Below are 20,949 nucleotides of genomic sequence, written 5' to 3' on the forward strand. Positions count from 1 at the left end.
ATCATTTATTTCATTAAAAAAGCGACCGCATAAAAACGGTCACTTCTGAGATCAAATGAAAAATTCTACTATAGTGTTTGTTTTTTCCGATTTAATCGATGCTCATTTATTACAAAACCAACTATCCCTACCAATATAGCTACAACAGAAACGATTAGTTCATAGACAGTTAGGTCCTGAAATCTAAGAATCGGCGCTACTAAAGTAACGAGGCTAAACAAAAACGCCCGTTCACTTTTATGAAGATTTGGTTCATATGCCATACTTGTCCAAGTGACACGAATAACTTTGTGACGAAGCAAAGACCCCCATAAAATGACCAGTACGAGGAAAGTGAGAATGATCATAAGCATCGTCGTTATGCCATAGTACTTCACTTGTCGTATAAGTGCGGACACTGTAACTAAAAGTAAATAAAGACCCACCAATCCTAACCGCCGCTTCTTTTTGCTAGTATTCATAGTCACACCCCCTCTAGACAAGATTTAAATAAATAACCAGAAAAATGACGAAACAAGTGACGGTCAGTTCGATTATATTTTCTGTACGTCTCGTACGGCTCTTTAAAAAAATACTCGAAGCAGTCGAAGAAAATTGGGAGCGATATTTTTGGGGGATAAAAAATCCTACTAATATTCCTACTAGGACCAAGTAGAAGGGCCAGTTCGGTGAGATCCCGCGATTAAGAAAAGCCATGGCGAATGCAATCACGTAAATCACTACCTGAATAACCGTAATACTGTAAACCTTTTTTAACTCTTTCGACATCGTTGTGCCCTCCATTTGAAGAAAAAATTGATTGTAATAGAAGTGCTACGGCGTAACCGAATTTTGTAATACTAATCGACCAGAAGACAGTATCCTTTTCAACCGCATAAGCTGTCAATGAAGCGAATCTGCCTCGCATTTGAAAGGCTGTTGTTGGCTGATTCCCTATCCGCTATCTCTCGGTTAACTCATCCCTGAATTTCAGGAATAGGTCTTTCGCTTGTCCTGTACTCATGTTTGTCAGGACTTTAATTTTCTTGACCATGCCAATATCATTTTCGTTTTTTGAAAGCATTTGTCGTGCCATTTCTTCTTTGATCTCTGCTTCTTCTTCCTTCGTTAAATTTCTGACTTCTTTCTTTTTACCAAAGAATCCCATCCTGTTCTCCCCTTCTTATAAAATTTATGCGCTTTTCACACCAGCCAGACTGAGCATTCTTTTTTATCTAAAATGCGTTTTTCTGTCCATTACTTGATTCCTATACTCTAATCTACCATTTCTGTCGAAACCGAGGAAATGGTTAGTTCTCTTTTTTATTTTTAGGGAAGATATAAAAATAAAACACGGAGCCAATGATGATCGCTGGCGGCACAGAGATACTCAATAATTTTAAAGCAGTGTTTAAAAGCACACCAAATTTTTCTTGAATAGAAAGATTCATAATCGTGCTGAAGTCTTGATTGAACGAAGTAACGATCATCGTGACAAAAAAGAGCAAGCAAAAACTAATCACCCCATACTTGATACTTACTTTTAAATTCTCATTGTCTTTCTTAGTTTCTTCCAAAAGTAATGTTTCTAATGAGATATCCAATTCTTCGGCTATTTTGATCATATTTTTTTTGCTAGGGTAGGTAGCACCTAACTCCCATTTTGAGATTGTCTTGTCACTTACTTCTAATAATTCTGCTAGCATACTTTGCGTTAGCTTGTTTTTTTCTCTATATTCTTTCAGCTTCATTGCTAATATCGTTTCTTTCATATTGACCACTCCTCATCGATTTCTACCTTTCATTTTGACATAAAACCTACCATTTAACAGGAATTCTTGAAAAAGAGAGTAGAATAGAGGGGATTTTTAGCTACTTCTGGTGATTTACCTGAAATATACTACCGAATCCTTCCTTACAACAATAGTTGTTGTGCATTCTGATATCTTCTAAATAATATCAAACCAGAAATCATAAGCATCTGTAAATAATTAAAGGAGACGCAAAAACTTCCCAGTTTTTGCCCTCCCTCATTTCTCAAGAAAATATGTTAATAGAAGATTCTCTTCCTATCATTCACATTAAAACAAGCCAAAGTATTTTTTCACTTCAATATACACTAAAGGAAAAATGGATAAGCCGATTACCCATAGCCAGTCAACTGCACGAAGAGAGACAAAGCCAAAAATGGTTTGCGTGAATGGAATCGTTACTAACAAGATAATGATCAATGCACCTATGAAGGTTGTCATTACTAACAACGGATTGCTCAAAAAACGCAGCTTCAGGATAGATTCTTTACTTCTACAATTAAACATATGCACAATAGTTGATAATCCCAATACAATAAATGTCATTGTTTGCGAAACCTCTATCGATTCTAGACGTCCAATTAGAATCGCGCCTAATGTGACGCCTGTAAAAACAATTGAGATTTCTACAATTTTTACCAATAATCCTTGCGCAAAAATGCTCGTGTATTTAGTGATAGGGGCTTCCATCATTGCTTTTTTATCGACTGGTTCAATGCTAAGACTCATTCCTGGGATTCCATCTGCAACTACTTTTATGATTAACAATTGAACCGCTGTAACAGGTGCTCCCCACCCAACGAGCAAGGAAATTAAAACGATTGTCAGTGCAGAAATGTTGCAACCTAACATCGCATATAATGATTTTCTGATATTGCTGTATACCCGTCGTCCTTCTTCAACCGCCTGCACAATCGTCGCAAAATTATCGTCTACTAAAACCATATCAGAGGCTTCTTTTGCTACTTCTGTGCCACCTCCCATTGCGATCCCTACATCAGCTGCTTTTAATGCAGGTGCATCATTGACACCATCGCCAGTCATAGCGACAATCTCATCGTTTTTTTGGAATGCTTTTACGATTCGAATTTTATCTTCTGGGGAAGTACGAGCAAAGACTCGATAGTCATCAATCACACGAGCTAATTTTTCATCGCTCATTTCATATAAATCCGCTCCGGTCATTGCTTTTTTCCCATCGGTGAGAATTCCTACATCCTCTGCGATTTTCTTTGCTGTCAGTAAGTGGTCCCCTGTGATCATTACGGTTTGAATCCCTGCTTGTTTTGCAATAGAAACAGCCGTATAGCTTTCGGGCCGAGCTGGGTCGATAATCCCAACAAATCCTGCAAATTCTAACTGACTTTCAAGAATTTCTTCAGTAAAACGTGTAGGTTTTTCATCGTATCTTTTATAAGCAACGCCCAAAACACGATAGGCTTGGTTGGCCAACTCATCATGCTTACTCAAGTAGGCAGGGTTGTTCGCATCAATGAGATTCAAGCGATCAAAAGCCCCTTTTGTGACAGAAACATATTGGTCGTTTACTTTATATAAGACGGTCATCCTTTTTCGTTTTGAATCAAAGGGAACTTCATGAATCTGTTCAAAGGTTGAAGCGACTTTACCTAATTCCTCTTCAGTGAAGAGCGATGCCAGTTTTTTTCTGATCCCCAACTCTGTTGGATTGCTGGTTACTGCTGTATTTTCTTCCATCGAACTAGCAAGATAGAAAAGAAATAAGAGATTTTTTTCCTTCTCTTCTGTTATTTCTAAGCAGGAAGTCAGTCTATCCTTCATCATAATAACTTCTTTTACGATCATCTTATTTTCGGTAATCGTTCCAGTTTTGTCTGAGCAGATGATTGAAACACCCCCAACGGTTTCTACTGTTGAAGGAGTCCTAACGATGGTTTTCTTCAGTGCCATATTCCTCATCCCAACAGCTAGAGAGATTGTTACTACGACTGGCAAAACCTCTGGAATAGCAGCAACAGCCATTGATATTGCAGTCATGATACTGGTCTCTAAAGACAATCCTTTGCTGATTCCTATAGCAATCGCTAGAAAGCCAGAGAGAATAGCGATTAGTCCTAGAACTTTCCCAAGTTTTTGCATTTTTATTTGTAGAGGTGCTATGGTTGTTTCTTCCTTGCTTAATAAGCTCGATATTTTACCAATTTCCGTATTCATTCCTGTCTTTTCAACTCGAACGTTTGCTTTTCCTGTGACTACTAATGAGCCAGAAAAAACCAAGTCTTTTCTGTCCCCTAAAGAATCTTCACTAGAAGAAATATAGGTGGGGTCTTTTTCACTTGGTTCACTTTCACCAGTTAGAAACGATTCATCAACAAAGAAACTACTACTCGTTAAAAGCTTAGCATCTGCTGGAATACGGTCCCCTAATGCCAACTGAACAATATCACCAGGAACAATGTTCAAACTTTCAATCTCTTTTAACGCCCCATCTCTGAATACTTTACTTACGGGAACACTCATCTTATTTAATTCACTTATTGATTTTTCCGCATGTTTTTGCTGTCGAATCGACAAATATAGATTAAGAATGACAATTGAAAAGATGACTATTGGTTCCGTAAAATCATCAGGGTGGTTTTGAAATGCAACATAACTAGATAAGAGTGTTGCAACGATTAATATCAAGATGGTAATATCCTTCATCGACTCTTTCAAATAGTCATAAAAGTGCTTCTCCTCTTCGCTTTCTATGGAATTAAACCCATATTTTTCTAGCTTCATTTCTGCTTCTTTGCTGGAAAGTCCCAACTGGTTAGGGCTGTTTCCTTTTTCTTTCAATTGTTCTTTTAACATCTGCCTATACCTCCTAAAACAAAAAAGAAGTCAGACAAACTAACCATAAAAGCCTAAGGTTAGTTTTTCTGACTTCAATAAGATTTATTCCGGCGAACAAATCTAATGTCATTATTTAAATTCCACCTAATTATTGCACATCCGAATATTCGGGTCAAGATTTTCAAGATGACTAATCAATCAAAATGAGAGAATGGTATGCAAAATCGAGAAAAAGTACGTGTACATCCTTATCCTAAAGATAAGAAGCACGCCTCTACAAAATGATTTCAGGATTTTCTTTCCTTAGCACATAATCATTACCTGTTACGTTAAAATACTCTTGAACCAACTGACTTAACTCTTTGATTGCTTCATTCGCCCGAGCCCGTTGCGTTTCATTGATCGATTCAATGAATAAAACAGCATGGGTGGTCTCTTCTGTTAGCATCGTACGTTGGGCTTCCCGCCAATTCAAGCATCGACAAATTGCACCTTTCTCATCATAGTAAATGACTTCCTTTTCCAAGGCTGGGGAATCAGTATCTGCACCTAAAGGGAAGAAAGATTCACCACCTTTTGCAACGCCTAAGTGAAGGTCGCCAACGATTGTATCGAGGTCTTCTCCGCCTAAAGGGACACCATATTTCAAGGAAATACTATTATAGATATCTACTAGGGGGTTGATGGGAGAAAATTCTCTGTCTTGGTTCACACGTTTCAATAGTGCTTCGATGGAAGAGCGTACCCCTTTTTTCGTTTTAAATTGCTGAAAAGCACTTCGCCATTCTTGGATCACTTGGTTTTCACTGAAGGTGTCGGTCGTTAAGTAGCGCTTTGCTTGTTCTTTACTACTTTTTAGCAAGTCAGTAAAAAACGTTTCGTGTGCAGCATCGGCAACATTGTTTATATTTTTTACAACAAGGCAGTTGATTTGGGCTTCTGGAAATAGCGCCCAAAATTCTTGATCGATCATTATTTTCTTCACTTTCTCTACACTCCTACTTAGTTTATTTGAACAAATTCATGTCCTTTATTTTTCAGGATATCTGTTTTTTCAGCAGCCAGCCGAGCTATATCCTTTTTAACAAAATATCAGCTACCTGTGCTTCCTACCCTAGGTAGCATGAATGTACATTCAATCAGATCCAATCTCCCCAGCGGCGTTATTCGTTTAATAGTTTCTTTTGATCCCATTCTTGACGTTGACCCAATCAACTTCTACCGAAGATTTTATTTTTTTCAGCATTTCCGCAAGCTTTTTTCTTTCTAAAGCAGATAACTGTTGAATCGCTACTTTATTTGAATAGTTATTTTCTCTTATGATTAATTGAACCGCTTGTTTCCCTTTGGCGGTTGTGTATAAGTGTTTGATTTTTTTATTTTCTTTGTCTGACTCTTTTAGAATAAACCCATTTTCCTCTAACTTTTTTACCGCCCGGGACAAAGTCGTGCGATCAACTTTGATCCGTTCGGCTAATCGTTCAGGAATAATTCCTTCATTTTCAAATATACGAACTAAGTAAATGTATTGTCCTTTACTGAGTTGAACCTCTTTAAATTCAATATTAGCAATGGATTCCAACATTCTACTGATCGAACCTATCTCACGAAGTATATCCTCCACGAACTATCCCCTCCCTATCTAGCACTATAATAGCCCATTATTGTTGCATATGCAACAATAATGGGCTTGATTTACTTTTTTACTCACTCTTAGAAAATGGGTGTATTGAATAAGCTTGTCTCAAAAAAGCAGGAGAATACCGAGAAAAACTTCTCTGTACTCTCCTTTTACAAACATTACAAGTGGAAATACTATCCAAATTTCTCCTAATTTCAAAATCAAATTCATGAAGATGATTGCTTAGACCAACAGAGAAAGAAAGGAAGGTTTCCTAGCCTGCGAAATTCGTCTTAACCCCCTACGCCAAATCACTCCCATTTGACGCAATCACCTTTTTATACCAATCAAAGGATTTCTTTTTCTTCCGATCGTAGGTGCCATTTCCTTCATCATCAGCATCAACATAGATAAAGCCATAGCGTTTACTCATTTGCGAAGTCGAGGCACTGACGATATCAATGCAGCCCCATGAGGTATAACCCATCAGTTCAACGCCTTCTTTTAGGGCTAAATTGATTTGTTCAAAGTGGGCTTTGAAATAATCAATGCGGTATTGATCATTGACTTCTCCCTTCTCATCGATTTCATCTGCTGCGCCTATGCCGTTTTCTACAATAAACAAAGGGATTCGATAGCGATCATACAAGGAGAGCAATGAGATTCGGAGTCCGACTGGGTCAATTTGCCAGCCCCATTCTGTCATCGGCAAGTAGGGATTTTTCACCCCTGTCGCAATGTTGCCACTGACTTTTTCTCGCTGTTCGGCATCTTTTGAAACTACTAGGGACATGTAATAACTGAAGGAAAGAAAATCTACTGTGTATTCCTTGATTGTTGCCAAATCCCAGTTTTCCATCGCCACTTCAATGCCTTTTTCCTGCCATTCTCGCAAAAGCCATTTTGGATATTCTCCCCAGACTTGTACATCAGAATACAGGTGATTTTCTCGGTTAGCTTTTTCTGCTAAAGCAATATTCTCGGGATGGCAATCTTCTGGATAGGTCATGAGCTTGGTGACCATCGCCCCGATTTTTGCTTGTGGGTTTGATAAACGCCCATACTTGGTTGCCAACGAACTTGCCACAAATTGATGATGCAAGGCCTGGTAGATAGCGGCTTCTGCGGCTTGTTTTGTTTCATAACGTTCTTCGACTACACCCACGGTCGTAAAGGGATGACGGAAGACACTATCGATCTCATTGAATGTCAACCAATAGGTCACTAGATCTTTGTATTCGGCAAAAACGACCTTGCAAAATTTGACAAAGAAATCAACGACTTCTCGAGAGACCCACCCTTGATAATCGGTGACAAGATGCAGCGGCATTTCATAATGAGAAAGCGTCACCAATGGTTCAATGCCATTCTCTTTCAGTTCAGTCAAAAGGTCTCGATAGTATGCTAGTCCTGCTTGATTTGGTTTTGCTTCATCGCCCCGAGGAAAAATCCGCGTCCATGCGATCGACACTCGCAGTACCTTAAAGCCCATTTCTTTAAACAGTGCGATATCTTCTTTGTATCGGTGATAAAAATCAATGCCACGGCGTTTTGCATAGTTCCCTGTTCCTTTTTCGGCAATCGCTTCAGCAATGGCTTGTTCATCGACATGCCACTGCTTCTTATAGTCTTCTACAGAAACATCTGGCTTGTATAGTGCCACATCTGCAACTGACATGCCTTTGCCGTCAACATTCCATGCCCCTTCTGCTTGATTGGCTGCAATCGCACCGCCCCATAGAAATCCTTCTGGAAAATAACTTTTTGTCATAAAACTCCTCCTTCATTCTATTCCCTTGTATTCTTAAACAGACCCATCTTGAGAATCCTCTTACTATTCAGCTAACTCACTTTGACGATTGCTCAAGAAAATAAATGGCAAATAAATGAACACCCCGACTACAATAATCAGCAATTGTAAAATGACTCCATTGATTCCCCAGCCAAGAAAGGCACCGACAATGATCGGTAAGCCAAAAGGTACATCCACAATGTTCGAGCCGATTAGTCCAAACTGATTGGCAGCTAATAACAGCGCCGCTGGAAGTCCACTTCCAAGAACAAAGGGAATCGCAAAAATCGGGTTCAATACTAGCGGTAACCCGAACACAACGGGTTCACTGATACCAAATAAAGAAGGAACTAAACCAATTTTGGCGACAGCTCGTAAGTCATCTTTTTTCGAAAACATCAATAAGCCGATATTCAGAGAAAGAATCAATCCGGCACCACCGACAACTAGGAAAGTTACCCAAGAACCCATCGTGATGACTTGATCTGGTGTTTGTCCTGCTTCATAGGCAGCAATATTGGCGGCTAATGCTGCAATCAAAATTGGATTACGAATTGGAGAAATAACGAGTCCTCCATGGATACCCACTAGCCAAAAAACTTGAGAAATGATCACTAAACCAATAATTCCGGCTGGATGCTGTAAAATTCCTTCCAATGGGGCTTGCAAGAAGCGGTACAATGCTTCGTTGATGTAGAGACCTGATGCCAATTCAAACAACCGCCCAGCAATGGCAATCACAAACAATGTGATAAAGATTGGTACCAACACACTAAAGGACTTACTGATGGCGCTAGGAACACTCGGCGGCATTTTGATTTGCAGACGCTCGATCTTATTCAGCTTGCAAAAGAATTCTACGGTAACCATCGTCAAAATCATACCGATAAACAGTCCGCCAGCATTCAAAGTATCTACTGGCAGACCTGCAGCCATTCCTGCCACTCCATCAACGACCGTCGCAAGCCCTTGGGGTACGACTGAAACATAGGCACTCAAGGAGACCACCGCACACATGATACCGTTCTCATTGTTTCGCTCACCTAAAATCCAGCCCAAAATGACGATCACAGCTAACGTCATGGTATTCATCGTCGCAAAGTTGATGGCGGTAAAGGCTGGTTCCATAACGGCTAAAAAACTTAAGGCAGAAAACTGCGCCAGTCCTGTGGTTTCACTTGTTAACAACGAATTCCCTAGCGTTGCAAATGAGCCAACGATGATGAATGGCATCAACACGGTAAAGGTATTTTTTACGACACCTAAATATTTGTTATCATCTACTTTTTCTGCAATGATACTGACACTGTCAGCGAATTTATCGAAAGCGCTCATCCTTGTCCTCCATTTACTAACTCTTCCGCATGCTTCAAGACAGCTGCTCCATTGCCCCGACCGTAGTCGACTGCTTTGATGACTGCTACTGGCACTGTATCATTGACGATTTTTTTCACTTTACGCATCGTATGTTGTACTTGCGGTCCTAAAAGTAAGACATCAAAGTTGCCTAATTCTCGTTCAATCATGCTTTGATCGATCGCCCAAATTTTATAATCTTTTCCTTGTTCTTTTGCAGCTTCCTCCATTTTGGCAACTAAAATACTAGTGGACATTCCGGCAGCACAAGCTAACATAATTCTCATGATGAAACTCCTCCTTGTAATTCAGAAATTTTTTGGTATAAATAAAGCCACTCAGCTGCTTGTTCTGTGGCAGTCATTGCCATTGCTAAATGATCCTGAGCGTGTATCAATAGAATAGAAAATTCCGTTTTTTCTCCTTTGGCTTCCGCTTGTACCAAATCGGTTTGACATTGATGGGCTTGCTGAAGCTCCTTTTTGGCTTCTTCTAACAAACGTTGTGCTTCTTCAAAGGTTCCTTCGCGGGCCGCCTCAATCGCCATCATGGCAGCTGATTTTGCATTTCCCGCATGTAGAATCAGGGTAAAACTCACTTCGTAGTTATCCATATTCTCTCCTTTAGCTGTTTTGACTTTTTAGTGAAACCATTGTTTACACTTACGAATAGAAATCAAAAATTTCCTTTTTTATCTAGAATAAAAGGCTGACCCATGAACGCTTATTTTGACCATTTTTGGCAATGGTATTTCTTTTTCTTCATTCAACGTCGTTCTTTGCCTCAAGAATCAACTATGACTGCCTATTTTTCTGCCAACTTCTGGTCATTGTCCTCGTATTAGCTAGATACTTAGACTTAGGGGGCGGAAATGGTACTGCGCAGGTACCATTTTTGTGGAACCGATAGTCTTTTAGGACGACTCTTCCCCATTGTTCGCCTAGTACTGTTCATCATCTACTCTGCCTCACTTTGTGAGTCAATCGTAGTGATTCCTAGTTTGGTTACTACGCTCCCTTACGCTCGCCTAGTACTGTTCATCATCTGCTCTGTCTCACTTCGTGAGTCAATCATAGTGATTCACAGCAAAAAGGCATTGGACGGATTTGTCCAATGCCTGTGAGATAGCTAAATAAGCGTTAGGCTTCTTGTGTTTTTATCGAAAAAAATGCATACTCCTACTAGAAATGAAGGCGTTTTTTCGGTACAATAAACACGTTGATGCCTACGGGTATCAACTATGGCAACTTGATTGGTCATCCGTGTAAAGATCGTGACTGATCAGGGCTTCGTATTGGTGTTGGTAGCACCGATACGAAGTGCCTATTTTTTTGATTTCTATTCGCCTTCTAGTTTATAGAAAGCGGTTTACTTTTTCAAGGGGAACTAAATTATAAATGAATGAATACGCATGAACATCATAATTTTGTATATTATATCAATAAAATAATCGATAAGATTTATACTTTTTCTTCTTTGGTTATTTTTATGATATAGACATGCCTCAGGGAGATGAAACTTAAACCCAAGTTGTCTTCTTCAATTTTAAAAAAAACATATGTCGAATGTTAGGATTAAGTGCAACATGTGATTGTTTTTGTATAACGTTCGCTCGTGATCTGCTCTATTATATCCAGTTTCAATTTTCATATACATACTAATGACAAGGCATTCGCAGATAGACCAATCTCATTTCACAATTCAGGGCTTTAAATTCCTGCTACAACAATCACTGGAAATAATCCTCACTTATGTTAACCGTTAATGAAATAAAGTAATTTCTTTAGGAAGTAATCTATTTTAAGTGTTGTAATATTTCCAGAGGAGTTTCTAAACTAATATCTGCACTTGAGAATAGTGGATTTTCTTTTGCTCCCCACTTTGCTAAAGCAAATTTAGCTCCAGCTGATTGTGAGCTATGCATATCATAGATAGAATCACCTATGTAAATTGATTCTTCTGGTAAACTTCCTAATTTATTTAATGCATATAAAATTGGTTCAGGATTAGGTTTATGTTTCGTTGTATCAGAGGCAGTTACTGAAATATCAAAAAGTTTACTTAAACCAAAATGTTCAAATTCATTTTCCATTTCTTCATTTGTTTTGGATGTAACAATCCCAATTTGTATCTCATTTTCTTTTAACTTAGTCAATGATTCTTCCACTTGAGGAAACAAAGTCGCAAGATGAGAGTATTGTTTAACATTTTCGGACCAACATGCATGTAGCTTATCAGCTTCCTCTCCAGATGATGAATACCGTTCAATTGCTTTTTTTCCTGGTATCCCTAAGATATACTCTAAATCTTCTTCTGGAACATCCAAGTTTTTCTCTTCTTTTAGAGTTTTTTGTAAAGACTTAATCATAACAAATTCTGTATCTAAGATTGTTCCATCTACGTCAAATAACACCGTTTTAATCATGTTTGCACCCACTTTGAATTTATTATAGAGACATTACTATCTGATATTGTTCTTTCTAAATCATCTGGTAGACGACTTTCTACAACAAGAAAATCAATATCTTCGAAATCTAAACCTTTATAGTTATGACTTAAGCCGATTTTTGTATTATCAATTAGTAAAACTACAAATTTGGATTGTTTTCTTATCTTCTTTTTGAAATCTATATCTTCATCGTAGGCGTAATAAATACCTGAAGTTGTGATTCCAGCGGCACTCATAAAAGCAACATCAAAGATAAATGAATCCAGTTCCAGCATTGGTTTCGTTCCAACGACATTTCGTTTGATAGGATCGATGGTTCCACCTAAAATCTTAGTTTTACATTTAGTATTTCTCAATAGTTGATCGGCAATATCTAATGAATTTGTCGTTGCTACGATATTCTCATAGGGTCTTATATGTCTAGGAATGCAACTGACCGTTGTTGAAATATCTAAAAAAATATGGGAATTATCTTTTACTAAATTACTAGCAGTTTTTGCTAGAATATCTTTTTCAGCACTAAGATCTTCAGTACGTTCAAGATATTCATCTAAACGACTAAAGGTATTGGGCAAACTAATTCCACCATATGTGCGATCGATAGCATTATTTTGAGCTAATTTGACAATATCTCTTCTTGCTGTATCTCTTGAAGAACCTGTTAAGGTAACGATTTCCTTCAAACTAAGAGTTCCACGCGACTTCAATTCCTCCAAAATTAACTCAAGCCTTTTCTTTTGAATCATAAATACGCCTCCCTCTAAGCCGATGTAAGCTTATTTACATACTAACTTAAACTAACTTATAAGTCAACGTTATCCTTTAGTACATAACAAAAACACCCAGATTAGATTTCCTGGATATTGCACTTTATTCTGGTATCCTAGTTAGAAAAACACATTTGAGTCCCTATTATGTAAAATAATTTTCGATATGTACCTCACTATTCTACTCACCTACCTTGAATGAGCTTGATTGCGTCTCTTTTAATCAAGCTCATTCATTCTACTCTCAAAGCGAACAGTAACTGGGTAAATGATCATTTCAACGAATCTTTCCTTTTGACCAATGGGAAGAAAATTTTAAAGATCCAATGCTACAGCAACCATTATGGACCGTTTGGTTCATCTTTAGTTGCGCTTCATATGAAAAACGACCTAGGTAGTTCTTTTCAATATTCTATGATAAAATAGATTTGCGAAACGTGAGAATTTCGAGCATAGAAGCACAAAAGCCAGCCCTACTGCCAATAGGTCTGGCTTCTTTTCGTTCATTGCGACTCGGAACGTGTGGGTTAATGACAACTAGCTCTTAGTCATCGACTTTCTCGTCTAACCAACGAGAAATCATTTCCAGATCCAATCCGCAAAAAATTGGGGCGATAACCAACGTGAGAATTTGTTGAAGCATAAAAGCACCCCCTTTCAGGGGCAAGTTGTCTCATCTAGTGTATCAAAATGTCAAAAGGATTTGATGATAATTAGGAATGTACTCATATTATTTTGCATCTATTATTCTCACAAAGTAATCTTTCTCTAATATCTATGACGTATCCATGTTTGGAAGCGGCAGAAAAATTTTAGCTTTACAACATAAAAGCTCTCCCTAACTGCGAAGAAAGGGAACGCTTTGCTTGCTAATAACGACTAATATAAGTCGGCTTGCTACACTATCTTTAATTTTTTTCTATTCATTATAAATTTTAACCATATTTCGGAAATTTAATTTTCAAGTTATTAAAAACAGATTCACTTCGATACTTTCACCTTTTTCAAACTTATTGATAACATGCTTAAAAATAAGTTGGACATCTTCAGCCACAAAGACACTCGATTACTTTCTGTGATACAATTAATATATATTAATATATATGTTATAACAAGGAGGGTACATAGTGGATATTGGGTTATTTATGCTGACGCTTTCATTATTAGCATCACTTGCGAGTATTTTCAAATTAAATTCATCACCAAATTTTCTAATCGGCTACAGAACTAAACAAAGTATGTCTAACGATCAAAACTGGAGGTTCGCTCAAAAAACATTCTTCCCTATGTCGTTTATTTTTGTTTTCATCGTAATACTATTTAATAGGAATGGATTCATTGGAGATGGGGTCTATACTGTTTTATGTCTCGTCGTTTATATGCTTGCAGCTGTAGTCACTGAATATATGTTGTATAAGAAGAATAGGAAGTAACAAACAAATATGCTTAATTTTATCCAGAATCATTTCAAAGGTCTCATAGGTATCTATATCTAACTGGCACAACCAAAGCAGATACTTCTTTTCTTTGTAGGTCCAATCAACATTTGAATTATTACTTTCATAAAACTAATGATAGTATTTTGCCATAAAATACTCATCTTTATTTTCTCCATCTATCTTCATTGATATCTTCCGTACACCTTCTATAACAAAACCGTTATGAATATATAAATCAACGGCTCTTTTATTATGTGAAAGAACTGTCAGCTCTATTCTCTCAATCCCATTATCTTTAGCCCATGAGTCTAATAATACAAATAGCTTTTTCGCAATACCTTGTCCGCTATAGTCCTTTAATACTCCAATAGTTAAGTAGGCTACATGTTGATTTCTAGCAAAAATTCCACGTTCTGCTGATAGATAGCCTACCAATTTATTATTGTTCAATGCTACCTTAAGAAAGTCACGTTTTTTAATGGCTGATTTAATATTCTCTTCAATCTGATTTAAACTCTCCTCATCTTTCACTCGTTCTGACGGTTCATACATCATATACCTAGTTTCTTGATCCAATAACTTTTTCAAATCCCAAAATAAATGAACCTCACTCAGATTTAGATTTCTATAGGTGATATCCATCGCTAAACCAGTCCTCCTTTACTAGTCTTCCTAATATAGTTGATACTTTTTTACTCATCCTCTTCAATTTTTTTCTTTATTCTAAAAAGTGTACTGCGGCTAAACCTAGTGATAGCTTCTACTTCTTTGTATGATTTGCCGGAAATAAGAAGTTCATATGCATGGTGTTTCTTTGGAGTAATTGTAGCTTTCGGGCGTCCTTCTTTAAAGTTCGGATTATTCTTTTTAGCAAAAATCTTTCCTTCTTGAGTACGTTCTACGATCATGGCACGTTCCATTTCAGCAATACTCCTCAAGATGCGGACGATCATTTTCCCCATCAACGTATTTTCAATTGTCCCTAAATTCAAAACCTTGATCGTAACGGTTTCATCAAGCAAAGGCTCAATGACTTCTAAAGCTTCCCGTGTATTACGGGCGAACCGATCAAGTTTCGTAACAACGATTTCGTCTCCAGGCTTGAGACCAGCCAAAAGCTGATTGAACTTTGGCCGATCTCGTTTTGTACCTGTAAATTTTTCAGAAAAAATATTCTTCTTCTCAACATCGTTCTCAAGCAGCTGTTGAATTTGCTCCTTCGTACTTTGAGAAGTAGTTGAAATACGTGCATAGCCATATTTTGTCATTTGATCCACCTGCTCTTACAAATCATCGATCGTATATTCAGAGTACCCTTCATAAAAATAGCTAACATCGATTCCTTTCATATATAACTCACGATCGTCAATTTTATCAGTCAGAGCATTAGAAATTAAATAGCATATTTCTAAGTCATTTATTGGACTGCGCTCCATTGCGGAAAGATAGTCTTCTTTGTTGATTAAGCACCAATCGACAACTTTCTGCAATTCTTTTTTTTAAATGAGAGCCAGCCAAATTCTAGTAGTCCGACCATTTCCTTCACGAAAAGGGTGAGCGATATTCATCTCTACATATTTCTTGATAATCTCTTCAAAAGAAGTTTGCGGCAGCTGATCAATATGCTTTAACGAACGCTCCAAGTACATGACCAGCGCAAATTGAAAATTTCCTTTTGCGATATTGACTGTTCGAATTTTTCCTGCAAAATCGTAGATTTCTGAAAAGAGAAACTCATGAATTTCAGCTAAGCCTTTAAACGTGCCAACTTCGATTTCATTTATTTTTCCTGAATCATATAATTCCTTCGCTTTTTGCTTGCTTAGTTTTTCTTCAGCCTTGTCTAATGCAGCTTGATTGGTTAAACCAAAATGTTATCTAAAATCATGCAAAATCCTCTTAACTTTATGAAATAAGTTTATGGAAGACTCTCAAGCCTATTATACCGAGTGTTTACCAACGTATCAAAAACTATTAAGTTTCTGAACCTACAAAAAAGGAGTGTTCAAAAATTAGTCATTTTCTGAACACTCTCGTTTAATGAAAACACTCAATTTGTTTTTAGACTGTTTTAAAAGATTATTATATTCTTATAGTCTGTGTCGTTTAAAACAATACAAAGAAACCCATAAAGAAAAGTTTGTTTAAAAATTAGAAATTCAGATTGTAACTATGTTAATTTGGGGAAGAATTAACACGCGCACAAATTTTTTCTCATTTCTTGATCGTTTTATAAATGCCATATGCAAAATATAAAACAAATAAAACAGGTATAATAATTAATGGCGTTTTTAGTAATAAATAAGGATCTAACACACCACTGATTGTACCTTGATTTACTAAAAGATAGTTACAGTAACTGATCAAGTGTAACTGAAAGGCTAAAATGAAGCCGATAAATAAACTGTAAATGTATCGTTTATCCAATTTTTTCTCCTAAAAATTCATGCTATAGAACCTGCAAATTTTCTTTAAAATATCGTCTTCTAAAAATAGCAAGAATGAAAAAGAATGGTATTTTTGATTTTATTTCACGTAGGTTCCGCCAACTACTCCTTCATAGTAAGCAGTAAAGTTGTTTCCACTTTTAACAATGCTCTTGCGAGGGATATTACCAGCGTATTTTATTTTAAAGCCCATAGCATTAGTGATTGTGACTTCCTGATAAATTTTTGCAGGTAGATCAGCTTTATTTTTTGCTGATCGCATTCCTTTGATTGTTTTGCTAAGAGTAGTACGTGGAGTAATCACATTTGTTTGATCTGAACTATCAAAAATAGTTGGTGTCTCACCTTCAGGTATAAAAATACTCCCGTCGGATTGAAAGTATTGGTTTGGCTCAGAAACTTCAGCTGCTTGAGTATTTGTTGCAAACATTCCAAAGCAAGCAACGGATAGTCCTAACAAAAATAGTTTTTTCATGTTTTTCTTCCTTCCAAAAATAAATTTTATAAATAAAAAGCTATAAATTTAAATTAAAACTATAACTTAATATTACTTTTCCTAGTATCTGTTTTTTATTTATGCTTCCAATGATACGACTATCTTTAGAGATCAATCGATTATCTCCTAACACGTAGACTGTATCAGCTTTTATATTGCTCTCAATTACTCCATTCCCATAGGTAAAATCTGTATTTTCTGGGTAAGTAATTAGGTAAGGCTCATTAAGTTTTTCGCCATTAACGGTAACGCTATCGTTTTCGATTTTTACCGTATCACCTTCCATTGCGATAACGCGTTTGATTAAAAACTTATCACTCTGGGTGTCTTTAAAAACCACTGTATCTCCCGTACTTAACGAATACGCCGTTTTCAACACAAGACAGTGATCATTATTTTTCAATGTTGGTTCCATAGAAGATCCACTTACTTTTATAGGCGAAATAATAAATAACCTAATAAAAACCAGGACAGCGATTATTAGTAGCCAGACTGTAATCTCTTTTCTGGTAAATTTTATTTTCTTCTTCATACTTTCCAAAAGATTCAACTCCTTCCTCAATGACTCTATTATCCAAAATTTAAAAATAAAATATAAGGAACTAATTGTTTACAGAACGCAAAACACTGTACTTCCATAAAAAAGATTAAACGATGTAAACTATCAGTTTACATAACGAAACACTAAATACCGACTAATCTATATCTCGTTCCCAAATTTATTAAAATATGTGACATCAATTTAATGTCCAATAACATCATATATTTCGTTAAAGAAGTCTGTAAATTCATGTCTTTTTATCTTTTCTTCTTCATATTCTTCTACTTCTCTGATCATTTCGGCTGTCATATCATCAATAAATGTTGAGAGTGCTTTATTCTTCCGTATATTAAATGCGGATCCGAGGATTTTTTTTGCATCATCCAAATCGTTTAATACTATTCCATCAGGTAATAATGATGGATGAATGTAATTCTCGATTTCTCTTTTTCTAGTTAAACAAACAATAATTCCTTCCGATTCTAAATCATTTTTTCTTTTAGATTGTTTTAATTCTTCAGCAGTACCTTTATCCGAATCAAGGAATACAAAATAAGGAATCCCATATTTATTAGCTAAGTCACTTTGTATCCAAAATTTTAAAGAATCACATCCCCCCATAGGGATTATCATAATTTTAGCATCGCTTATATTCTTAGGGATATAATTTGACTTTGATAGCTCATTTGATATATGTGTTATGAACTTTATATCTTCAACACCTTCAACAAAAATAATCCCTTTGCAATCGCGTTCCACTGATTCTGGAAGTAAACCTAGAGTATCAACAATTTGAGTATAAACATGAGGATCTGAATGCTTAACCACTTTACGACTATGTTCTTGTATAACAAATCTTAACGACTCTTTAGGTACAATACCCCCTATGTCAGGTGTGTGGGTGGTAATAATTACTTGAGTATTCTCGGCTTTACTTAATTCTAACAACGAGTTTATAAGCATTTTTTGGTTAGATGGATACTGTGAGGTTTCGGGCTCTTCAAACGCATATATTATAGAGGACTTTTTATTCTGAGAAATCCTTTCTTCAGCTTGAGCTCTAAAAAAATTAAGTAAAATTAATCTCCTTACACCACTACCTCTTTTATTTATAGGTACATTCTCATCACGAATAGTTAGTTTGAATAAAGAATCAAACTTAGGTTCTGATTTAAACTCCGGAAGTAATTTGCTTGCTAAAGAAGAATCCATTTCTGCTAATTTTTGTAATGTTTTGTTAGCAGCATCAAGCGCATGTTTTTCGACGGATTTTTTAATTTCAGTCAGTTCTTTCTCTACTTCTTTTAGAGCCTCTTTTACCGCTAATTGCATAGGCTCCGTAATTTCACTATCACCATCATTACTGGTTCGATCAGATTGAAAAAGTGTAAATACAGGAAGATAGTTATTTATTTTGGCATAAATTTTCTTAGTATCATCACCGTTAAGTGGTATCAACTGCTCCTTAAATTTTAAATCGGGACAGTTATTCCAGATAGCCTCTCTAATTACCTTATTGACACTTAAGTTTTCAGGAGTAACTTCCAAGTCTTTTGCTCTGCCCTTTAGTTTACTATTTGTAAGTGATAATAGATCGTTTACCTTTTCTGTAGAAGGATGATAGGCATATATAAAAACATCTTCTTTAGGCTTACTTTTAGTCTTGCTATATTTTTTTGTAATAGTTAACTTACCATTTTTATTCAACAAATATTCTTCTTCGAGTGTGGTGGACACATTCTCATCAACAATAATTTCTTTTGGTAAGTTTGAAAATTCACAAGAAATCGAAAAGAAATCATCTTCTGAATGGACGCAAAAATCATCATTATCAGCCACTACTGTTTTGTTGTTAAAAAAAATCTCTAGTGCTTCTAGTATTGTTGACTTCCCCGCATCGTTCCTTCCGATAAAAGTAGTAATATCAGTAATTGGTATACTTACTTTGTCTTTATAACCTCTAAAATTCTCTATCTCTACAGTCACTAGATCCATTATTGAAACTCCTTTATCTTAAATATATTAACTACTTACTACATATCTGAGTATTTTTACTCCAAACTGATCCTCAAACTAACAATTTATTACTCATTTAATAATCTGTTTCTCTCTTCAATCAATTTTCTTTCTTTATCAATCAGTGTCAGAAATGTTGTATCAGAATAGAGTTCTTCTTGAGTTTTTCCTCTATATAAAAGAAAATCTTCCGCATAGTTTAATTTTTTCTGATTGACTCTTCTTTCGTTACAAACAGAAAGTAAATTTCGTTTTTTCATTATTACTCCTACTGATTTTGACGTTATTCAATCTGTTCTATAGAAACTGATCCCCAACCCATATAATTTGCTAAGTGTCCGTATCCAGCATATAAATTTAACGCCAGTGCTAAAATGCTAATAAGCCAAATTAATTTGTAGTATGAATTACAGCGCTTATTTCTGAAAATTACGAACATACACACAATAATGCCCACTGGAAATATGAACGATGCTAGCGCTGAGAGACCAATTAAAACCAGACTTTCATCTTTTCCCAAGGTATTTCTTAAAAGTCTGAGCTTCTGTTTCTTACTAGCAATATCTTCATTATTATGTTCAATTTTTTTCTTCAATTTTTCATTCTCATCGAGTAGCTCTCCAATAGAAACTTCATAAAGTTGGCTCAATAGAATTAAGTTATCGTAGTCAGGATAGCCTCGGTCATTTTCCCACTTTGAAATAGATTGTCTTGAAACATTAAGCTTTTCAGCTACAAACACTTGTGAGAATCCTTTGTTTTCTCGATGTGACTTAAGTTTTTCCCCGAGTTCCATCATTAAATACACCTACTTATTATTTTACAACCAGTTTACCATTTGAAATAGTCGTCGTCACGCTCGCATTAGAAGTCATTGTTCCAATCTTGTGTTTGAAATTACAGATAGCTCTTGATGAATTGCTACTCAAAGAACTTGAAGTAATACTTCCTTGATAAGTGGTCATATTTAAATTAGTTGCAGCTGTGAATTGTTTGTTCGAGTTAACAGTCACATTGTACGACACTAACCAATTACCCGTGCTTTTTTTTGAGACTTTGTATGTCCCTTTACCTACCCTAGTACCGGATGAAATATTTTCAATCATTAGTTCAATGGTTTCTCCCGAGTCATCTATATACGATGACTCGCTTCTAATAGTTGTTGAATCAAGGTCAAATACTAATTCCTCATTTTCGTGCGCAAGTCCCGTGGCTGGAAAAAAAAGAATACCTACCCCTAATATAAATAACGCAAATATTTTGTTCATTTCGTTCTCCTATTCTAAATTTTTCTCTTAGTATACATTGTAATAATGGCATTTATAAGTATCGTTCTATTTACACTACGTAAACTTCAGGTTTACATCCCTTCGTAAACCTGAACTGTAAATAGATTAGTCCTTTAAAGTAAATAGATATGT

24 protein-coding genes and 2 pseudogenes are annotated in these 20,949 nt (G+C 36.2%); 2 read left to right on the forward strand and 24 right to left on the reverse strand.

The features are described 5' to 3' along the window. Positions 1-68: 68 nt before the first annotated feature. From CO692_RS06920 to CO692_RS06975, 11 genes are all read right to left on the reverse strand, one after another. Positions 69-461 (reverse strand): hypothetical protein, encoded by a 393-nt coding sequence (locus tag CO692_RS06920; RefSeq protein WP_096741901.1) that lies wholly within the window; start codon positions 459-461, stop codon positions 69-71. Between the two features lie 13 nt (positions 462-474). Continuing rightward, on the reverse strand, positions 475-768 hold the full coding sequence (locus CO692_RS06925; RefSeq protein WP_096741902.1) for a hypothetical protein: 294 nt from the start codon (positions 766-768) through the stop codon (positions 475-477). A 172-nt stretch (positions 769-940) separates the two neighbouring features. Beyond that, on the reverse strand, positions 941-1,147 hold the full coding sequence (locus CO692_RS06935; protein ID WP_015510561.1) for a hypothetical protein: 207 nt from the start codon (positions 1,145-1,147) through the stop codon (positions 941-943). Between the two features lie 142 nt (positions 1,148-1,289). Continuing rightward, on the reverse strand, positions 1,290-1,751 hold the full coding sequence (locus CO692_RS06940) for a helix-turn-helix domain-containing protein (protein ID WP_096741904.1): 462 nt from the start codon (positions 1,749-1,751) through the stop codon (positions 1,290-1,292). Between the two features lie 309 nt (positions 1,752-2,060). Continuing rightward, entirely contained in the window at positions 2,061-4,622 is a 2,562-nt protein-coding gene (locus tag CO692_RS06945) for a cation-translocating P-type ATPase (RefSeq protein ID WP_096741905.1), read from the reverse strand. A gap of 256 nt (positions 4,623-4,878) precedes the next feature. Beyond that, a complete protein-coding gene (locus tag CO692_RS06950) occupies positions 4,879-5,577 on the reverse strand; it encodes a B3/4 domain-containing protein (RefSeq protein WP_096741906.1) in 699 nt (232 codons plus the stop codon). Between the two features lie 198 nt (positions 5,578-5,775). After that, complete coding sequence (locus tag CO692_RS06955) at positions 5,776-6,228, reverse strand: MarR family winged helix-turn-helix transcriptional regulator (protein ID WP_096741907.1); 453 nt, start codon at positions 6,226-6,228, stop codon at positions 5,776-5,778. Positions 6,229-6,526: 298 nt separating this feature from the next. Beyond that, on the reverse strand, positions 6,527-7,996 hold the full coding sequence (locus tag CO692_RS06960) for a glycoside hydrolase family 1 protein (protein ID WP_096741908.1): 1,470 nt from the start codon (positions 7,994-7,996) through the stop codon (positions 6,527-6,529). A 63-nt stretch (positions 7,997-8,059) separates the two neighbouring features. Then, complete coding sequence (locus CO692_RS06965) at positions 8,060-9,352, reverse strand: PTS sugar transporter subunit IIC (protein WP_096741909.1); 1,293 nt, start codon at positions 9,350-9,352, stop codon at positions 8,060-8,062. Continuing rightward, on the reverse strand, positions 9,349-9,660 hold the full coding sequence (locus CO692_RS06970) for a PTS sugar transporter subunit IIB (RefSeq protein WP_077454076.1): 312 nt from the start codon (positions 9,658-9,660) through the stop codon (positions 9,349-9,351). The genes CO692_RS06965 and CO692_RS06970 overlap by 4 nt, the downstream gene beginning before the upstream one ends. Next, a complete protein-coding gene (locus CO692_RS06975) occupies positions 9,657-9,986 on the reverse strand; it encodes a PTS lactose/cellobiose transporter subunit IIA (RefSeq protein ID WP_096741910.1) in 330 nt (109 codons plus the stop codon). Before CO692_RS06975 ends, CO692_RS06970 begins: the two co-directional genes overlap by 4 nt. Positions 9,987-10,088: 102 nt before the next feature. Here CO692_RS06975 and CO692_RS18030 point away from each other — a divergent pair, with 102 nt between their 5' ends. Beyond that, a complete protein-coding gene (locus CO692_RS18030) occupies positions 10,089-10,217 on the forward strand; it encodes a hypothetical protein (protein WP_257791493.1) in 129 nt (42 codons plus the stop codon). Positions 10,218-11,168: 951 nt separating this feature from the next. Here the strand turns inward: CO692_RS18030 and CO692_RS06980 are convergent. The 3 genes from CO692_RS06980 to CO692_RS17575 all read right to left on the reverse strand — a co-directional run bounded on the left by CO692_RS06980 (position 11,169) and on the right by CO692_RS17575 (position 13,232). Next, a complete protein-coding gene (locus tag CO692_RS06980; RefSeq protein ID WP_086291518.1) occupies positions 11,169-11,798 on the reverse strand; it encodes an HAD family hydrolase in 630 nt (209 codons plus the stop codon). Continuing rightward, complete coding sequence (locus CO692_RS06985) at positions 11,795-12,568, reverse strand: DeoR/GlpR family DNA-binding transcription regulator (RefSeq protein WP_077454073.1); 774 nt, start codon at positions 12,566-12,568, stop codon at positions 11,795-11,797. The genes CO692_RS06980 and CO692_RS06985 overlap by 4 nt, the downstream gene beginning before the upstream one ends. A gap of 565 nt (positions 12,569-13,133) precedes the next feature. After that, complete coding sequence (locus tag CO692_RS17575; RefSeq protein WP_123906408.1) at positions 13,134-13,232, reverse strand: type I toxin-antitoxin system Fst family toxin; 99 nt, start codon at positions 13,230-13,232, stop codon at positions 13,134-13,136. 595 nt (positions 13,233-13,827) lie between these two features. Between CO692_RS17575 and CO692_RS18130 the strand changes: the two genes are divergently transcribed. After that, positions 13,828-14,022: a hypothetical protein gene (locus tag CO692_RS18130; RefSeq protein ID WP_413464658.1), complete on the forward strand. Its 195-nt coding sequence runs from the start codon at positions 13,828-13,830 to the stop codon at positions 14,020-14,022. Here the strand turns inward: CO692_RS18130 and CO692_RS17895 are convergent. The 10 genes and pseudogenes from CO692_RS17895 to CO692_RS07040 form a co-directional block, all read right to left on the reverse strand. Then, positions 13,951-14,133, reverse strand: a pseudogene (locus CO692_RS17895) (hypothetical protein); the annotation flags it as partial. The gene CO692_RS18130 and the pseudogene CO692_RS17895 overlap by 72 nt on opposite strands. A gap of 24 nt (positions 14,134-14,157) precedes the next feature. Then, positions 14,158-14,670 (reverse strand): GNAT family N-acetyltransferase, encoded by a 513-nt coding sequence (locus tag CO692_RS06995; protein WP_096741911.1) that lies wholly within the window; start codon positions 14,668-14,670, stop codon positions 14,158-14,160. 50 nt (positions 14,671-14,720) lie between these two features. After that, positions 14,721-15,296 carry a recombinase family protein gene (locus CO692_RS07000; RefSeq protein ID WP_096741912.1) on the reverse strand — a complete coding sequence of 192 codons (576 nt, stop codon included), beginning with the start codon at positions 15,294-15,296 and terminating at the stop codon, positions 14,721-14,723. 15 nt (positions 15,297-15,311) lie between these two features. Next, positions 15,312-15,916: pseudogene (gene fic, locus CO692_RS07005) on the reverse strand (protein adenylyltransferase Fic). A 638-nt stretch (positions 15,917-16,554) separates the two neighbouring features. Beyond that, a complete protein-coding gene (locus CO692_RS07015; RefSeq protein WP_096741914.1) occupies positions 16,555-16,950 on the reverse strand; it encodes a hypothetical protein in 396 nt (131 codons plus the stop codon). A gap of 40 nt (positions 16,951-16,990) precedes the next feature. Further along, positions 16,991-17,503, reverse strand: coding sequence for a signal peptidase I (gene lepB, locus CO692_RS07020; RefSeq protein ID WP_226818317.1), 513 nt, complete (start codon positions 17,501-17,503; stop codon positions 16,991-16,993). A 210-nt stretch (positions 17,504-17,713) separates the two neighbouring features. Then, positions 17,714-19,507, reverse strand: a complete 1,794-nt coding sequence (locus CO692_RS07025; protein WP_096741916.1) for an AAA family ATPase — start codon at positions 19,505-19,507, stop codon at positions 17,714-17,716. A gap of 89 nt (positions 19,508-19,596) precedes the next feature. Beyond that, positions 19,597-19,788 (reverse strand): hypothetical protein, encoded by a 192-nt coding sequence (locus CO692_RS07030; RefSeq protein WP_096741917.1) that lies wholly within the window; start codon positions 19,786-19,788, stop codon positions 19,597-19,599. A 23-nt stretch (positions 19,789-19,811) separates the two neighbouring features. Next, positions 19,812-20,327, reverse strand: a complete 516-nt coding sequence (locus CO692_RS07035; protein WP_226818269.1) for a helix-turn-helix domain-containing protein — start codon at positions 20,325-20,327, stop codon at positions 19,812-19,814. Between the two features lie 16 nt (positions 20,328-20,343). Further along, positions 20,344-20,796 carry a DUF5626 family protein gene (locus CO692_RS07040; protein WP_096741919.1) on the reverse strand — a complete coding sequence of 151 codons (453 nt, stop codon included), beginning with the start codon at positions 20,794-20,796 and terminating at the stop codon, positions 20,344-20,346. Positions 20,797-20,949: the final 153 nt, after the last annotated feature.

This window comes from Enterococcus sp. FDAARGOS_375, from assembly GCF_002393265.1.
Taxonomy (GTDB): Bacteria; Bacillota; Bacilli; order Lactobacillales; family Enterococcaceae; genus Enterococcus_D; species Enterococcus_D innesii.

What these genes read in the sequence shown, in the direction of transcription:
- CO692_RS06920 (WP_096741901.1), bottom strand. Translation starts at nt 461, where the DNA reads ATGAATACTAGCAAAAAGAAGCGGCGGTTAGGATTGGTGGGTCTTTAT.
- CO692_RS06925 (WP_096741902.1), bottom strand. Translation starts at nt 768, where the DNA reads ATGTCGAAAGAGTTAAAAAAGGTTTACAGTATTACGGTTATTCAGGTA.
- CO692_RS06935 (WP_015510561.1), bottom strand. Translation starts at nt 1,147, where the DNA reads ATGGGATTCTTTGGTAAAAAGAAAGAAGTCAGAAATTTAACGAAGGAA.
- CO692_RS06940 (WP_096741904.1), bottom strand. Translation starts at nt 1,751, where the DNA reads ATGAAAGAAACGATATTAGCAATGAAGCTGAAAGAATATAGAGAAAAA.
- CO692_RS06945 (WP_096741905.1), bottom strand. Translation starts at nt 4,622, where the DNA reads ATGTTAAAAGAACAATTGAAAGAAAAAGGAAACAGCCCTAACCAGTTG.
- CO692_RS06950 (WP_096741906.1), bottom strand. Translation starts at nt 5,577, where the DNA reads ATGATCGATCAAGAATTTTGGGCGCTATTTCCAGAAGCCCAAATCAAC.
- CO692_RS06960 (WP_096741908.1), bottom strand. Translation starts at nt 7,996, where the DNA reads ATGACAAAAAGTTATTTTCCAGAAGGATTTCTATGGGGCGGTGCGATT.
- CO692_RS06965 (WP_096741909.1), bottom strand. Translation starts at nt 9,352, where the DNA reads ATGAGCGCTTTCGATAAATTCGCTGACAGTGTCAGTATCATTGCAGAA.
- CO692_RS06970 (WP_077454076.1), bottom strand. Translation starts at nt 9,660, where the DNA reads ATGAGAATTATGTTAGCTTGTGCTGCCGGAATGTCCACTAGTATTTTA.
- CO692_RS06975 (WP_096741910.1), bottom strand. Translation starts at nt 9,986, where the DNA reads ATGGATAACTACGAAGTGAGTTTTACCCTGATTCTACATGCGGGAAAT.
- CO692_RS18030 (WP_257791493.1), top strand. Translation starts at nt 10,089, where the DNA reads ATGAACGCTTATTTTGACCATTTTTGGCAATGGTATTTCTTTTTCTTC.
- CO692_RS06980 (WP_086291518.1), bottom strand. Translation starts at nt 11,798, where the DNA reads ATGATTAAAACGGTGTTATTTGACGTAGATGGAACAATCTTAGATACA.
- CO692_RS06985 (WP_077454073.1), bottom strand. Translation starts at nt 12,568, where the DNA reads ATGATTCAAAAGAAAAGGCTTGAGTTAATTTTGGAGGAATTGAAGTCG.
- CO692_RS17575 (WP_123906408.1), bottom strand. Translation starts at nt 13,232, where the DNA reads ATGCTTCAACAAATTCTCACGTTGGTTATCGCCCCAATTTTTTGCGGA.
- CO692_RS18130 (WP_413464658.1), top strand. Translation starts at nt 13,828, where the DNA reads ATGTCTAACGATCAAAACTGGAGGTTCGCTCAAAAAACATTCTTCCCT.
- CO692_RS06995 (WP_096741911.1), bottom strand. Translation starts at nt 14,670, where the DNA reads ATGGATATCACCTATAGAAATCTAAATCTGAGTGAGGTTCATTTATTT.
- CO692_RS07000 (WP_096741912.1), bottom strand. Translation starts at nt 15,296, where the DNA reads ATGACAAAATATGGCTATGCACGTATTTCAACTACTTCTCAAAGTACG.
- CO692_RS07015 (WP_096741914.1), bottom strand. Translation starts at nt 16,950, where the DNA reads ATGAAAAAACTATTTTTGTTAGGACTATCCGTTGCTTGCTTTGGAATG.
- lepB (WP_226818317.1), bottom strand. Translation starts at nt 17,503, where the DNA reads ATGAAGAAGAAAATAAAATTTACCAGAAAAGAGATTACAGTCTGGCTA.
- CO692_RS07025 (WP_096741916.1), bottom strand. Translation starts at nt 19,507, where the DNA reads ATGGATCTAGTGACTGTAGAGATAGAGAATTTTAGAGGTTATAAAGAC.
- CO692_RS07030 (WP_096741917.1), bottom strand. Translation starts at nt 19,788, where the DNA reads ATGAAAAAACGAAATTTACTTTCTGTTTGTAACGAAAGAAGAGTCAAT.
- CO692_RS07035 (WP_226818269.1), bottom strand. Translation starts at nt 20,327, where the DNA reads ATGATGGAACTCGGGGAAAAACTTAAGTCACATCGAGAAAACAAAGGA.
- CO692_RS07040 (WP_096741919.1), bottom strand. Translation starts at nt 20,796, where the DNA reads ATGAACAAAATATTTGCGTTATTTATATTAGGGGTAGGTATTCTTTTT.